The sequence below is a fragment of the Candidatus Beckwithbacteria bacterium genome (genome assembly GCA_012797845.1).
Taxonomy (GTDB): Bacteria; Patescibacteriota; Microgenomatia; order UBA1400; family UBA1449; genus JAAZOH01.
The window spans coordinates 44,974-60,216 of the sequence record JAAZOH010000002.1 but is presented as its reverse complement, the minus strand read 5'-3'; the positions used below and the strand labels follow the sequence as shown (position 1 = coordinate 60,216).

16 protein-coding genes and 1 tRNA gene are annotated in these 15,243 nt (G+C 35.7%); 6 read left to right on the top strand and 11 right to left on the bottom strand.

Annotated elements, in window-relative coordinates:
* Positions 1 to 106: IS200/IS605 family transposase (locus GYA49_00470; GenBank protein NMC35498.1), on the top strand; the 106-nt coding region annotated here is incomplete at its 5' end.
* A gap of 27 nt (positions 107 to 133) precedes the next feature.
* On the opposite strand, the gene GYA49_00465 is transcribed toward GYA49_00470, so the two are convergent.
* From GYA49_00465 to GYA49_00440, 6 genes are all read right to left on the bottom strand, one after another.
* Positions 134 to 454: a hypothetical protein gene (locus GYA49_00465; GenBank protein ID NMC35497.1), complete on the bottom strand. Its 321-nt coding sequence runs from the start codon at positions 452 to 454 to the stop codon at positions 134 to 136.
* Positions 455 to 512: 58 nt separating this feature from the next.
* A tRNA-Gly gene (locus GYA49_00460) sits at positions 513 to 583 on the bottom strand.
* A gap of 22 nt (positions 584 to 605) precedes the next feature.
* Complete coding sequence (locus GYA49_00455) at positions 606 to 1,193, bottom strand: LysM peptidoglycan-binding domain-containing protein (GenBank protein NMC35496.1); 588 nt, start codon at positions 1,191 to 1,193, stop codon at positions 606 to 608.
* A gap of 185 nt (positions 1,194 to 1,378) precedes the next feature.
* Positions 1,379 to 2,389, bottom strand: coding sequence for a class I SAM-dependent methyltransferase (locus GYA49_00450; protein NMC35495.1), 1,011 nt, complete (start codon positions 2,387 to 2,389; stop codon positions 1,379 to 1,381).
* Between the two features lie 8 nt (positions 2,390 to 2,397).
* Entirely contained in the window at positions 2,398 to 3,648 is a 1,251-nt protein-coding gene (locus tag GYA49_00445; protein NMC35494.1) for a glycosyltransferase family 4 protein, read from the bottom strand.
* Entirely contained in the window at positions 3,645 to 4,934 is a 1,290-nt protein-coding gene (locus GYA49_00440) for an oligosaccharide flippase family protein (protein ID NMC35493.1), read from the bottom strand. The genes GYA49_00445 and GYA49_00440 overlap by 4 nt, the downstream gene beginning before the upstream one ends.
* A gap of 362 nt (positions 4,935 to 5,296) precedes the next feature.
* On the opposite strand from GYA49_00440, the gene glmS reads away from it, so the two are divergent.
* A complete protein-coding gene (glmS, locus tag GYA49_00435) occupies positions 5,297 to 7,045 on the top strand; it encodes a glutamine--fructose-6-phosphate transaminase (isomerizing) (GenBank protein ID NMC35492.1) in 1,749 nt (582 codons plus the stop codon).
* A gap of 42 nt (positions 7,046 to 7,087) precedes the next feature.
* Here the strand turns inward: glmS and GYA49_00430 are convergent, their stop codons facing one another.
* Positions 7,088 to 7,297 carry a hypothetical protein gene (locus GYA49_00430; GenBank protein ID NMC35491.1) on the bottom strand — a complete coding sequence of 70 codons (210 nt, stop codon included), beginning with the start codon at positions 7,295 to 7,297 and terminating at the stop codon, positions 7,088 to 7,090.
* Between the two features lie 6 nt (positions 7,298 to 7,303).
* Entirely contained in the window at positions 7,304 to 7,822 is a 519-nt protein-coding gene (locus tag GYA49_00425; protein ID NMC35490.1) for a hypothetical protein, read from the bottom strand.
* 98 nt (positions 7,823 to 7,920) lie between these two features.
* Between GYA49_00425 and GYA49_00420 the strand changes: the two genes are divergently transcribed.
* Together GYA49_00420 and GYA49_00415 are read left to right on the top strand one after the other, a co-directional pair.
* Positions 7,921 to 8,523 carry a hypothetical protein gene (locus GYA49_00420; protein ID NMC35489.1) on the top strand — a complete coding sequence of 201 codons (603 nt, stop codon included), beginning with the start codon at positions 7,921 to 7,923 and terminating at the stop codon, positions 8,521 to 8,523.
* Between the two features lie 34 nt (positions 8,524 to 8,557).
* On the top strand, positions 8,558 to 9,160 hold the full coding sequence (locus GYA49_00415) for a hypothetical protein (protein ID NMC35488.1): 603 nt from the start codon (positions 8,558 to 8,560) through the stop codon (positions 9,158 to 9,160).
* On the opposite strand, the gene GYA49_00410 is transcribed toward GYA49_00415, so the two are convergent.
* Positions 9,108 to 9,599, bottom strand: a complete 492-nt coding sequence (locus tag GYA49_00410) for a peptidylprolyl isomerase (GenBank protein NMC35487.1) — start codon at positions 9,597 to 9,599, stop codon at positions 9,108 to 9,110. The two genes, GYA49_00415 and GYA49_00410, sit on opposite strands and share 53 nt — an antisense overlap.
* A 193-nt stretch (positions 9,600 to 9,792) precedes the next feature.
* Here GYA49_00410 and GYA49_00405 point away from each other — a divergent pair, with 193 nt between their 5' ends.
* Both GYA49_00405 and GYA49_00400 read left to right on the top strand, forming a co-directional pair.
* The gene (locus GYA49_00405; GenBank protein ID NMC35486.1) at positions 9,793 to 11,280 is read left to right on the top strand and encodes an alpha-amylase; all 1,488 of its coding nucleotides are present in this window, start codon (positions 9,793 to 9,795) and stop codon (positions 11,278 to 11,280) included.
* A 75-nt stretch (positions 11,281 to 11,355) separates the two neighbouring features.
* Complete coding sequence (locus GYA49_00400) at positions 11,356 to 13,830, top strand: hypothetical protein (protein ID NMC35485.1); 2,475 nt, start codon at positions 11,356 to 11,358, stop codon at positions 13,828 to 13,830.
* Positions 13,831 to 13,951: 121 nt separating this feature from the next.
* On the opposite strand, the gene GYA49_00395 is transcribed toward GYA49_00400, so the two are convergent.
* Together GYA49_00395 and GYA49_00390 are read right to left on the bottom strand one after the other, a co-directional pair.
* Positions 13,952 to 14,425: a response regulator gene (locus tag GYA49_00395; GenBank protein ID NMC35484.1), complete on the bottom strand. Its 474-nt coding sequence runs from the start codon at positions 14,423 to 14,425 to the stop codon at positions 13,952 to 13,954.
* 111 nt (positions 14,426 to 14,536) lie between these two features.
* A complete protein-coding gene (locus tag GYA49_00390) occupies positions 14,537 to 15,238 on the bottom strand; it encodes a hypothetical protein (GenBank protein NMC35483.1) in 702 nt (233 codons plus the stop codon).
* Positions 15,239 to 15,243 lie beyond the last annotated feature (5 nt).

The window sequence follows — 15,243 nt, the reverse complement described above, 5'->3', positions numbered from 1 at the left end:
TTTTTGGGCTGATGGCTACTTTGCTGAAACCATAGGTAAAACCAATTACTTACAAATAAAAAAGTACATTAAAGACAATAAAGAAATTATGCCAGAGAAGGATTAAAACCACGGTCTTTAGACCGTGTGTAGTTTATTTGCCATTTAATTTTTTTTCTATGTTAGTTTTATCGTACTTTTTATCTATTAAAATAATAAAGATATCGTTTAGTATGGTAGATAATTTTCCTGCCTCTAAGTCAACCTCAGATAACATTTGATTATGTTTTCTGCACAATATACCTGAAGTTAAAGATGATGGGTTAAGATGAGTTACTCCACATTCATTCCATGGAGCGCCAAAAATTGAAATAGTATTTTTTACTTCCAATTTTTTTATTATATTTCTGGAAACTATATGTTCTTGGGACTTTCTATTACACCCACCCAGGACACTTGCCCAACAAGTGGTCATATACAAGTAATGCCTCTAAATATGTAAAATAATTCTCAAAATTTGTTTTTTTCTTTTGAGCGGGTAACGGGAGTCGAACCCGTCTCTCTACCTTGGGAAGGTAGCATAATACCGATATACTATACCCGCATTTCAATTTTTTATTATACCGTTAATTTCTGGGAATTGTCAGGACCTGACCGACTTCCAAATAATCAGGAGAAGCTAAATTATTGGCTTGAGCTATTTCCATGAAGCGTTCGCCAGTACCATAAGCCTTGATTGAAATATTGTAAAGATCATCACCTAACTGAACGGTATAAGTATTGCTAGTCAGTTTTTGGGTGGAAGATGCTGATAAGATTTGCCCAAATTTGGATTTATCAACTTGAGGCAAGACTAAGATTTGGCCAGGTTCAACAAAATCAGGATTGTCCAATAAGTTGGCTTGAGCAATATCGGTCCAAAACTCCCCATTACCATATTCTTTTTCAGCAATCTGCCAAAGGCCTTCACCGGCTTGGACTTTGTACGTGTTGCTACCAGCCTGTAGCTTTATAAGCTCTTCATTGCTAGTGCTGGCAGCTGTATTACTGATCTGGGCTTCTGTGCCTAGCTGTTTGACATAGTTATAAATCAGCAAAGCTACAATCACTACTACTAGACCACCCAAAATAGTGCTAATTGTGGCTTCATTAAGACTGATTTGTTTGAGAAAATCTTTGACTCGAAGTTCCAAGGTTTTACTGGTTGTGTCCATAACGTATCAGGTTACTTAGGCAGCAGTAACAATATACCTATCTATATACTGATTTTGGAGATTTTTTGCAAGCCCAAGATTATGTGTGGTACTTTTTTCTTTGTATCATCCTGAGGGAAACCGTCGCAAACGGAGACGAAGGATCTAAAAAAAAATTCTTCGTCACTACGTTTCTCAGAATGACACTATTTTCGAAGACCAAGAAGTTGCTTCTGGAATTTAAGATCGGTAAAGACATTGCCGCTAATTTTTTGGCCACGCTTGGGCCCATAAAGGATCGGCAGTGTCTGAATTTGAGCTCGCCGTTTTTCCTCAGCTGTCCGGTAATCAAGGCGGTAAAGACAAGCTTTGACAAACCACTTAGGAAAGCTGAGAAGTTTGTTACTTAGTTTTTTATTTTCCAAGCGTTTTTGTTTTCTGGAGTAAGCATATTCATAAACTTCTTTTTTGTACCAAACTGTGGGATTAACTGGGTAATCTTGGCTGGCAGCCACTCGCCAGTTATGACCAATTGGGTTGAACCAATTTTGACCTGATAAATGGTAAACAAAAATATGGCCAGACAGTGGAAAAAAGCCAAAACTATGAAGATAGGTTTTAAGAGAAGTTTTGGTATAACGATTGATATGCAGATCTTTGGTAGCGGCGATCTCATCGGTGTCTTCAAAGTTTTGAGCCTTCAGCCCATCTTTTGCCACATCATTATCAAGGGCAAATACTGGGGTATTGATCAGTAAAATTGATTTTTGGGCAAGTTTTAGTTTGAGAGCCTTAAGGAGTCTAGTTAGTTCAGAGCGGGGGATATGCTCAACTACATCAAACATGATGACAATATCAAATCGCTGCTTAGTATTTTGGATAAAATTAAGCGCGTCCTGGCAGTAAAGTTTGGCTTCGATCTGATGTATGTCTAGAAAATTCAGGGCAATTTCATAAGCTGGTTTAGAAAAATCAACACCAATAACTTTTTTAGCTTCATGCTCTTTGGCATATTTAATGACTTCACCTCGGCCAAAACCGATATCCAAAACTTTTTTATTTTTAAAATCAATTTTGCGTAAAATACTTTGATCCTGAGGTCTGGGTTGACCCAACAAAAAATCTTCCAAACCCACCACGCCATAATTGGTTTTCCGACCCTTTTGGTCAAATTGTAAGAAATAATTTGTGGTGTATTTTTGCTGCAAGTGTCCCATGATTAATGTCATTCTGAGCTTGTTTCAGAATCCCCAATAATATTTTGATAATACTTGATCAAATCCTTGGTTTCATCCTCGAGACTACGGCGTTTTAATGTGTAATCAAGACTGTTTTTAATTTTTTCAAAATGAGTTATTAATGGCTCCAATTTTTGAGCTAAGTTTTGATAATTACCAGCTGTAAATAAAAAGCCGTTTTTACCTTCGATAATTTGCTCAGTTAGGCCACCAATCTTAGAAACCACCGTTACTGTTTGGCTCATTAAGGCTTCTTGAACTACTAAACCATAAGGTTCTTCCCAAACCGAAGGAACCACTAAAATATCGATTCCAGCCAACATTGTCGGCAAATCGCGCAATTGATAAGGGCCATAATACCTAATTTTTTTAGATCTTTGAAACAGAGTTTGATAGTTGGAAGTAGCAGGCCCATATATAGCTAATGTGACATTTTTATTGCTAAGTTTTGCAAATGCTTTAAGCAAAATCTCAATTCCTTTAGCTTGGGAAACTGTCCCAATAAAGCCAAGTACTATCTTATTTTGATTGGTTTTAGCTAAAGCTTTAAAAGGTTGAATTCCACAGGGTACAACTTTGTTAGCAGTAAAACCATGTTGGCGATAGAACTTTTGGATATGCAAAGAATTAGTCAAAACCATGTCTACAACATGATTGATAATAAAACGCCAATAATATTGGTGCCAAATGACCATACCTCTAGCATAGGAGTATTTTAAAAAGGGAATGTTTTGAACAACTAATCCTAGAGCTGTTAATTCCTGTTGCCAAAAACAGTATTGGCTACAAAAGCTTAGCTGTCCATAACAGGGGTAGGTAATAGCCGGGCACAAATACCAGTAATCAATCAGGTCTAAACAGGTTTTTTTACCTAAGATTTTAGTTATAACCGGAAGCAAGCCACTCAAACCAAGTAAATGGCGAAAATGAACTAGCTTGGGTTTTTCTACTAGTAAAATTTTTATAAAAGCCATGCATAGGATTGGTTTGAAAAGCAAAGTCTGCAAGAAGAACTGAAAGCGGTTGTGTGGAATTGGCACTAGTAATCTATAGATCAAAACTCCTTTGGACTGTTTCTTTTCCAGGGCAAATTTTCCCAGCTTTGTTTTTTTAAGGGTAAATAAAACCACTTCTTGATTTTTGCTTTGAGCCAGGGTTTTACAAATTTGGATAGTGTGGTTTTCTAAGCCACCCCTACCATCAGGAGGAATTCGATAGGCTACTTGCAAAGTTTTCATAGACTGTTATCACTGCGGATTCGGATCAAATAATTCCAGTTGAAAAGTCCGACAACTAGTACAATAGCTGCAATCAAAACCCGAGCCCAAATAGCTCCCAAGAGCCCAAAATAAAAGATGGCAGCGTACAAAATCAGGATAAAGAAAATTTGCGGAATAACGCTGGTTGCATATAAAAAGTTTTTAGGAAAAAGAGTGACTTTTGCCTGACCAAAAGCCTGTAGTAGGAGAGCCGGCAAACGGAAAATAAGGGCCAGCATGGACAGCTGGGAAATGGTAATTGAGCTTATGTATTTTGGGAAAAATATTTTAAAAAATGGAGGAGCCAGTAACCAATACACTATGACGCTAAAAGCACCAACCACCATGAGCTCTACTATGCGCCTTGGCAAGCTGAGTTTAATTTGACCCAAGGTTTTTTCGGCAAACTTGGGTAGAGCTAAGGCGGTGATGTTACTAAAAACCAGCAGGACTTTTTCCAACGGCAAAATACCCAAAGAGTAGATGGCTAATTGAGCCGGGCCTAAAAAAGTAAAAAGCAAAATCCGATCAATTTGTGAAGAAATAATGCTAACAGCATTTAAAACGCTTAAATGTCGACCATAAACAATCATAGTTTTGGGCCGAGTTTTATCTTTGGCTGGAAATTGCTGGTATGTTTTGTAAAGAAAAAATAGTTTGAGCACTGATTGGGTAATCACATAAATAGCAAAAAAGATAATTGGGTTAGAGCTTATTTGTAGAGTAATAACAAAAAGTAAGCATAAAATAATATTAAAAATTGATTCATATATGGCAGTAGTTTTAAATCGTTTTTTGCCGTGCAAAAAAGCTTCATAGAGTTGGGGTGAAAAGTGAATGGGGAAAAAAAGCGCCATAACCAGCAAACCAAAAACTAGTTCTGGCTGGTTTTGGAAATAATAATAAATTGCCAAAGCTAAAGTAGCTAAACTGCCTAATAAACTCCATTTAACTTTGTCCCAAAAAGCAGGCAGTAAAATGTTGGGTTCTTTTTTGGCTGAAGCTTGGGTCACAGCCGCATTCATACCAGGTAAAGAAGCTAAAACTACAATTCCCAACACCGACATTAAATAGTTGTAGGTACCATACGCTGATTGGCTCAGCTGTCGGGCCATTAACACTGCTACCACTAAAGAGGTTAGGTTGTTGACTACTTGCCGACCAATTTGCCAAAACGAACCAGAGATGACATAGTCTAGGTCGATAGTGATAAATTTGGACAAAAAAGGTTTGAGAGTTGTAGTATAAAATGCTCGTGCAAACATATGGTAAGATTATTGTACTATGGTAGCGTAATTAACGCGAAAGGAGGTAAAGGAGCATAAAAGTAGCACGAGCGCAAGGCCCCGAGTTCATCTAGGGGAGACGAGGAAGAAGGTCCCGAGTTTATCGAGGGAAGTCGGACAACTAGCATAAGCTGGTTAGCATCTGCGGAAACCTTCTGGGTCAGACTTAGCCCACAATGTAATAATTAAATCCAAAAGTAATTTTGTGACAAAGTTATTACTAAAAGTCAGGAATTTACTCCAGTTCCAATTTCTAATTTCTATCTAATTATTTTTAATACATCAAATTGTGATTTGATATTTATTTTAATATTTGAAATTTGCAATTTGAAATTTAAGGTATGTGTGGCATATTTGCAATTTTTAATGATTCAAAAAGTCAAGCTGGCCAAACGGTTTTGACTGGCCTTAAGGCCTTGGAATATCGGGGTTATGACTCTTGGGGTTTAGCAGTTTTACAAAATGGAAAACTAAAGTATGAAAAGCATGTGGGCAAAATTGGTCAAGCCGAAACTAAATATCCTCAAGGTCACATTGCTTTAGGTCATACCCGTTGGGCTACTCATGGTGGGGTAACCATAACGAATGCTCATCCGCATTTTGATTGTAGGGGCCGGATTGCAGTAGTGCACAACGGCATGGTTGAAAATTACAACCAGCTGAAAGCAGGGTTGGAAAAACAAGGTCATAACTTCACATCCCAATCAGATACTGAAGTCATTGCTCATTTGATTGAGGAACAGCTTAAACATAAACCTGATTTTGTTACAGCTACTTTGGAAAGTTTTATCAAGCTGCAAGGTTCCAATGCTATTGTGGTTTTTGATACTCAAAGTAAGCAGCTGATTGGCTGCCGTGATGGCTCGCCCTTGCTACTCGGAATTAATGGTAAAGAGCAGTTTTTGGCTTCTGATCAAAATGCCTTAGCTGGCAAAGCTAAAGAGGTAGTTTACTTGGATGATGGTGAAGCTGTAGTTATATCTGAAAACGAAGTTGTTTACTTTAAAGTGGCTGATAAAAAACCAATCCAAAAGAAAAAGCAGGCAAATCACCTGGGCAACCAAAAAATTGCTAAAGAAGGCTACCGGCATTTTTTTATCAAAGAAGTGAACGAACAGGCTACGATTTTGCCAAAAATTGCCAAATCTGAAGGTAAAACTTATCAGCTCGCAGCCCAGCAAATTAAAAAAGCTGATCAAGTATTGCTAACTGGCTGTGGCACCGCTTATCATTGCGCACTGCTAGGAGAGTATTTACTAGCCAAACAAGGTGCCTTTGGTAGAGCTTATATGGCACATGAGTGTCGGTCTTTTTTAGACTTTACTACTGAAAAAAGCGTGATTATAGCTTTTTCTCAAAGTGGTGAAACTGCTGATGTACTTCTGGCAATTAAAGCCGCCAAAAAGAAGGGTGCTAAAGTAATTGCTTTAGTTAATGCTCAAGGTTCAACTTTGCAACGTCTAGCTGATTTGACTATTCCAGTAGCTGCTGGACCAGAGATAGCTGTAGTTTCAACTAAAGCCTTTACCTCGCAACTAGCTCATATGGTTAGAATTACTCAGTATTTAAACGGAAAATTTCAGCTATCTGACTTTTCTAAAATTAGCTCATTTTTGCAGGCAAAGCAGATGAATCAATTGCAAAGCTTAGCTAAAAAACTAGCAAAAAACCACCATATTTTTGTGATCGGCAAAGATTTAAATTATCCAGCTGCTTTGGAATTTGCTTTAAAAATTAAAGAAACCAGCTACATCCATGCAGAGGCTTTTGCAGCCGGTGAGCTCAAGCATGGAGTTATTAGTCTGATTGAAAAAGGCACCCCGATTTTTGTCTTGGCTAATTTTGATCAGTACTTCAGTGAAATTTGCTCTTCAGCAGCTCAAGTTAAAGCTAGGGGTGGGCAAGTAATTGGCGTTGGCCCTAAAAACTCAGTTGAGTTTGATACTTGGATCCAAACCCCAGACTTAGGCGAGTTGAGTGTTTTTGGCAATATTATGGTGGGGCAATTACTTGGCTATTACTTGGGTTTAGAACGAGGGGCTGATCCGGACAAACCTAGAAATTTGGCAAAAAGTGTGACAGTAAAGTAGAGGTGATAATAAGGGGCCGCGTGTTGCGCGGCTCTTATAAATCTATTCCAACTTAGAAGCTTCAAATTGTCTTTGTGCGTCCTTTTGAGCTTCTGGTGATTGTTTTAATCTTTCAATTTCTTGCGAAATAGCTGTTCTTTCTTTAGGGTCACTCACAAAAAGAAGTTTTGCTAATAAATCTTGTATTTCACTACTTACTGCAGAACCTTCAAAACCAATTGGTTTTTGACCTTCTTGAGAAATAGTATTCATATATATTTATCTTTGTACTATCTGCATAGTTACTTCATCATAACACTCTGGCACCATATCTACCGGAAAGTTGTAGGGGTCAGTTTTTTGACAAGAAATAGTACCATTACCATCTTGAACAATAACCCAAGCTCCATTTTCTTTAGCTCCTAAAAACCAACCACCACCCATTTCCCCAGCAAATTTAACTCCACCAGAAGCATAGTCACCATCAAATTTGCCAATAGTTAGATTCACATCATCATAGACTTTATTATGAAGCTGAGCCATGGCTTGAGTCAGAGCTATTTGGGCAACTTGTTGCTTAGTTTCCATTCGAGCCTCTTCACCAGGCTGCTCATCATCTTGAGCTTGTTCATCTTCAAAAGTAACTTCTTCTGGGGTTGAGCTGGGAGCGGGAGTTGCTTTAGCTGCTGATTCATTTGCATCTGAAGCCGCTTTTGGAGTCATATTGACAATTACATCACATGAAGCCAACATCAAACAACTGATGGCTAGAATCCAAAAATAGCTTATCTTTTTCATAAAAATCTCCTTTTCTAAAAATTACATTTTTACATGTTACTCTTTCATATTATCATATAACTTATTGGCGAATACATAATTATCTTAAAAATAAAGATATGAATGAAGCTCCTACAGTTGATACAGTTAGGTTTGATGAATTTCCTTGGTCTTTAGAAGTCGATGGTAGTATTCATAATCTTGTTTTTACTGTTTTTGATATGGGTTACATAGTAATAGATCATCAAGAGCAAAGTCAGATATCTGAATCACTTAGAACTATGTTTAAAAAAAACCTGATTCGTTTTCTAGAAAAACCTTATTTTGCTGATGATTTTCCATCACAAGCTAAGAGAGAAGTTTTTTTTAAAACATTAAATACATTTCCTACTTTACAAACCTATCTTCAAAAAAATCGCATAAAGACAAACTCTATATCTGTATTATTAGCTGGAATTAATGTAATTGAGGAGACTGAGCCAGGTTTTTTAAATGAAATTTCTGAAAAATATCCAGAGTTATTGGAAAGGATCAATAATTTTAGAGAGGGTTTTAGAGGAAAAAGAGAAGAGAGGACTCAGGAAGAATGGTGTCAAGAAACTACTCAACTAGTAAAAGATATACTTGAACAAGTTTTTGGATGCACTGTTATCCAAAATTCAGCTAATTCAAGCGGGTTTTTAGAAGGCTTAAAAAAGGCCCTAGAACAAGATAAACCATAATTATTTTATAAATTTATAAAAAAGAAAAAGTTTTATGCTTGAGGCAATAGCAAACGCAAATACTGGAAATAGACCAGAGTCATATTTAAGCGATCATGGGGAAATAGAATATTCAGATTTTGCTGATCCTGATAAAGTGGGTTTAGTTATCCATGATAGAGGATATTGTTTTCAGGGTAAAAGTAACTATCCAGGAATTAATATGTTATGTACTTTTCTGAGTTCGTGTTTAATTTCAGATAATCTTGCAGGAAATCATCAAGCGCGTCTAACATGGCGGCATCAACAATCTCCTCAACCCGAAGATGCTCTTGCAAACAATAGAATGACATTAAATTCACTAGGTGGTCTTTTAATGGCGCTAAAACAAATTCATTTTATAAATGATGTAAAAATTCTAGAGCAATTTAAAGATATAAAGCTCAAATACGAATTTCTTAAAGAAATAGTAAGCAAAAGAACTAAGTATGATCGATTTACTACAGCTCAAAAACTCGTTTTAGTAAAGTATTGGAGCCAAGTTATTGTTTCCTTTTTAGAACTTCATGGTATTCAAGCAACTCTAATCCCTGCTCCAGAGAAGCCTAGTTCTCAACAATTTTTACAGTCTGAACAAGAGTTGGAGAAAGTGGCTTAGAAAGTTCTCCCCCGGCTCCAGCTGTCACTTCTGAGGTGGCAATTTGGTCAACTATATCCATACCGTCAGTAACTTTACCAAAAATCACATAATTTTTTGGTAAATCATAATCCTGATGCATGATGAAAAATTGGCTACCATTAGTATTTGGACCAGCATTAGCCATTGCTACAGTTCCACGAGTGTACTCACCTTCAAACGATTCATCATCAAATTGATAGCCTGGTCCGCCAGTCCCATTCCCGCTAGGATCACCGCCTTGGATCATAAAACCTTCAACTACCCGGTGAAAATTTGTACCATCATAAAAACCTTTTTTAGCAAGACTAACAAAATTATTGACGGTAATTGGTGTAGCTTTAGCATTTAAAGCAATTGTAATATCGCCTTTATCAGTTTTTAAAATAGCGGTGTAATTTTTTTCTGCATCAATTTGCATGGCTGGTGCTTGACTCATAGGTATCTCCTTTGGGCTTGGACTGGGAACTTGGTCTGCATCAGTCACTGAAACAGAACAAGCGGTTAATAATAAAGTAGCAGCAAAAGCAATTAGGGTTTGCGGTTTCATAGCTAGATTTGCTTTAATAGTATTTGACAATAATATCCTAATTCATTTTTGAGAACAACTGCCCATGAAATTTCGCCCCAATCCTACTTTGTATGAAATTAATACTCGTGTTTGGCTGAGAGAAATTACCAAAGAAATCGGTAAGTCTATCACGCTCAATCAGATTCCTGATAAGTATTGGCAACGTTTCAAAGACCTAGGTTTTGACTATCTTTGGCTAATGGGAATCTGGAAACCAACCAGATTGGGTGTCAGTGTTTCAGCTTCGCTAACATATTTGCATGAAGATTATTACCAAGCTTTGCCAGATTGGACCCAAGAAGATGTAATTGGCTCACCATATGCCATCCGGGATTATGACATCAACCCAAATTTAGGTGACTGGAATGAACTTGATCAAGTCCGGGAAAAACTACACAAGCTAGGTATTGGAGTAGTTTTGGATTTTGTACCCAATCATACGGCTTTAGACCATAAATGGGTCAAGGATCATCCGCAGTACTACATTCAAACTACAGCTGAAATAGCTGCTCAAATGAAGGATGATTATTTCCCCGTTAATCTTGGTGACGAAGAGTTTTATATTGCTCATGGCCGTGATCCCTATTTTCCACCTTGGACCGATACTGCTCAACTTAATTACTTTAACCCCGAAACTAGAGAAGCACTACTTTTTACGTTAAGCGAAATTGCCAGCCATTGTGATGGCTTACGCTGCGATATGGCTATGTTGGCTCTTAATGATATTTTTGCCTCTACTTGGAAAGCTCAATTAGAACAAGGTGGCTGGACATATCCTGACTGCGAGTTTTGGGACACAGTCATTAGCGATGTTAAAAAAGATTTTCCTGATTTTGTTTTTATTGCTGAAGTCTATTGGGAGAGAGAGCAACAGCTTCAGGGATTAGGTTTTGATTTTACCTATGATAAAAAGCTTTACGATATGCTTAAAACCGATCATGCCTCAGAAATCAGTATGTATCTGCAAACCGAAAGAATGAGCTCTAAATGGACTAGGTTTGTCGAAAACCATGACGAGCCTAGAGTTGTAGCTGAGTTTGGTTATATCAAATCACCTGCTGCTGCCACACTAACAGCTACGCTACCTGGTATGCGTTTATTGCATCAAGGTCAGTTAGAGGGCCGCAGCCATAAAATACCAGTACAACTGGCTCGAGCTTACGAAGAACCAGTACACAAAGGTTTATTAGCATATTATGAAAAAATATTAGGACTTTTAAATCAAGATGTGTTACACAGTGGTAACTGGCAAAAGCTCACTGCTCAAAGTGTGGGTAAGTTAAATCATCTAGATATTATTGCCTATCAATGGGAAAAAGATGGGCAGCGGGTTATTTTTGTGATCAACTATTCTTCCCATGATAGCCAAGCCAATATTAGATTGCCGGATATAAATAACCAACAAGAGAAAACAAAGTTTTTGGAAAAACTGTCTGAAAAAGAGTTTGTATATAAAACCCAAGATATTATTACCCATGGTTTGTATATAGACTTAAAACCCTGGCAGGCGCAGATTTTTGAAATTAGCTAATAAAGATGATAAAGTTATCTTTGTATTTAACTTATGGATGAATATTAAAAAATAATTTTATTAAAAAGAATATTTATGAATTTAAAAGATAAATTTTTACAATTAAAAACACATTTTGGGATTTTCAATAAATATAAATATTTATTTGTTTTTTTAACATTTTTTTTAATTGCGTTAATATTATATTTTTTATTTTTTAATAAGAAAACCGAAAAACAAGCTGAGGTTTTTTACCAAAATTTGGAAGGAGAAACGATTATTGCTAGTGGATTTAATAATGATTTGAATGGCTGGGCAATTAATTCCAATGATGAACAACAAGTTTCATTTGATAGTCATATCAAAAACGAAGGTGATTTTTCTTTAAAACTCACTTCTGATGGAAGTGCTGCTCAGGTAATTAAAACCTTTGAATTACCACAGCAAGGTATTTTTTCCATAAAGTTTTATGACCCGGGAACCAATGATGTTGGCGGTTTTTTAATGGCTAGAGATGAAAACAAATATGTGATGCTGGGAGTTCATCCAACACTTGCACCAAATTACTATTATTACAGAACTATAGATAATAGTAGCACTAAAGGAATTTTTACTGGAGTAAAAAGAAGTACAGGCTGGCATAGTTTTGAAATTATCACAACGGATAGAGGCACTTATGCACGTATTGATGAAGTTAATTTGAGTATGGCTACAGCATTAGAAGGCAATCAAGCAATTAAACCTGATATGACTAAAGTTTCTAGTTTGGTTTTAGCAATAAACTGGGCAAAAAAAGATAAAGCAATTTATTTTGATGATTTTAAACAAACTCAAATTACTGCCTTTGATCAAGATATGCGTGGCCAAGCTTTATCTTATATTGACAAATATATTGAAGATTATGCTAATAGCAGTAGAAAGTTCACAACTAATTTTATAGATAAAGACAACGAAAAGATTGTTGGTGGCCAAAAAGATTTGAGTATAAAAAATGAGTTTAAAACACCGTTGCGAATCTTGTCTGATTCAGCTTTAGTTTTTGCTGTCAAATATCGTGAAAATGAAGATCCTATAAATTTAAATAGGGCAATTAATAGTTTATCTGAAGCCACTAAAACTTTTAAAACATTTGATTATCAAGCAAATTGTACTGACATTAACGTAGCCAATTGCAACACACTCCATCTTCAAGCTTATTCTTATGGCCTTGCGGCTTGGCTGTTGTGGCCAAAATTACCTGAAGAACTAAGACAAGATATTAAATCTTCACTACAACGTAATGCAGAATTTATTCTAGATAATGTTCCCCCGTTAAGTAATAATAAAGATACATTTGTTAATGATTCTAAAGGTGAAGAAAATGCTGGAAGAGCTGCAATTTTAGCTTTAGAAGGATTAATGTTTGACAATAGTAACTGGCAAGAAAAAGCTAAGGCTTACGCTTTTCATTCACTAACTAGAAAAGGTGATAATAATTCTTATGAATCGATTAGTACAAATAATGTTTATTCAAATTATTTATTAGATAACCATAATTATCATCCTCATCCTCAATATACCTGTGTAACAATTGATATGTTGGGTCAAGGAGCTCAACTTTATTATAAAATGAATAAGGATATTCCTTCTGAATTTAAACATAATGTTGAACCTGTTTATCGAGCACTTAAGCCCTATATTGATCCCATTCGCTATATTTTTATAGGAACCAATATGCCTAGTAGCTTTGGAGGTAGAGATGATTGGAATATTGATGGGACAGAATGTATTAATCAATATTCTTATTTAAATTTTCTTGATTCTGAAAAATATCATAACGATTACATTGATATTATGATGTTTCATCACTTGGTCAAGCCAGACTATCTCGCTTTTCCTCAAGATTCAATTCCTTTTTGGTCAGCACAAAATCGCTATATGACTGATAATGAGATTTGGCTGTTTAATGCAATTCGGGCTAAAAAGTTTGCCATAGAATATCTTTGGTACAGCAACGATATGGTTTTATCTTCTGTATCTGGCGAAGAAGCTCCTATTTCCACACCAACTCCGATGCCCACACCAACTCCGACTCCTATTTCTACATCAACACCAATGCCAACACCTACTACATCTCCGGTTACAACTAATCTTCTTCCAGCTATTCAGTGTGTTTATAATTTCGGAAGTAGTTCAGTAGAAGTCCCATTTGTAGCTGTAAATGACTATGTTTATCAAACTAATAATACCAATCAAATAAAAGCAGGAGGAAAAGCTGAAATTATGGTATTTGCTCCTGAAGATGGATATTACCAAATTCTTGCCTTAGTTAAAGCTTCTAGTGAATCATCAAATTCTTTTTACATCAATATAGATCATGAGCCTGAGAGTGACTATATGTTGTGGGATATACCAGTAACAGGTAATACATTTGCAAATAGATATGTTTCATGGCGAGGCGATGGTGACTGGCAAAATAGTGAATTTAATCCGAAAATATTTGGTTTGGCTAAAGGGTGTCATTCATTAACTATTCGTGGTAGAGAAGCTAATACGTTGCTTGATAAAATATGGCTGGAAAAAGTGAATTAAGGAAAGTTAGTAAATACCAAAATTATAATTTGATATAAAGTCAGCAATATTGATCAGCCCGGACTTTACATAGACCTAAAACCCTGACAGGTGCAAATTTTTGAAATGAAGTAATTCTAAATTAATCACCAGGAGGTGTTACAGGTTCTTGATTTAGTTTTTCTGTTGCCAGTTTTATTTGTTCTTCTATAAGGGTGACAGGATTTCCTTTAATTTTACAAACAGCTCCGATGCTATTTAAAAAATTTTGTTCTTCAGGCGTTTGGTCCATTGTTCCTGACACAAGACAAACATGATTAAAACCCACATCTTCTCCAAACAAGGCTCGTGCTTTCTTTAGTGTCTCAATACCACTGATTCCTTTTAACCGTAGATCAGTTATTATTAAATCAGGTTTAATAGAATTATTAGTCAATTTTTCTAATGCTTCTTCTCCACTTTCCGCTACTATAATTACTGCTTCTTCATTAAGTCTTCTTTTAAGAATTGCTTCCATTAGTTCTCTTATATTTAAAAGATCTTCAACAATTAATGCACTTCCAATACTTTTTTTTATGGTTGTTTCTTTTGATTTTCCATCTTCTGGTCCACTCATAATGATTAAATAATTTTTTAACTTAATAGTAATTTTGCTACAATATGATGTATGTGTAAATAATTAATCTAATTATATGACAAATAAATCCTTTAAATTTAAATAAGTATTTTATGTCAATTCTATAAGATACTTCTCTAAGTTAGTAAAAAGCATTGCATAATGTTCTTCAGAACTTCCGATAGATAAATGATAAAGTAATTGCCAAAGACAGTGAATTACAAGCCTTTTAGAAAAAAAACTACGCTCAGAATCTTTTAATATCTGCTCAAAATCTATTAGTCCCGGATATCTCTCTTTTAGTTTATTAAAGCGGGGATGAGTTTTTAAAAGATTAAATGAAGCAACAACATCAAAATCTGTATTTTCTGATGCATCATTCCAAAAACTGTCAGGGTCAGCTTTTTGAGCTTCTCTTGCCTCAAGGTATAAATAGTATTTTAATTTTCCCAACGCAACTCTTAAGTTTGGAGAGTCTTTTATTAATTGCAAAACTATTACTAGATCGTTTCTCGATATAGTTAAATAACCACTAAAGGGATTTGTAGTCTCATTTGGTTCTTTTAACACCGCTAGCACTATATCATGCCCTATTTGATTAGCGTCTATATCTTGATCTGAAATAACTAAGCCATATTTATTTAAATCCAAAATGCTTGAAGGGAACTCTTCTAAGCTTAAAATAGTTGTTTTGAAACCAATTTCTTGCAGACTCAGTCCTAATTCAGAGTCTGCGCTTTGAATTAATAATATTTCTTCATATTGAAAATCTTTTTCTTTACCAGCCTCGCTTTGGTTAAATTGAGTTTCCATATTTT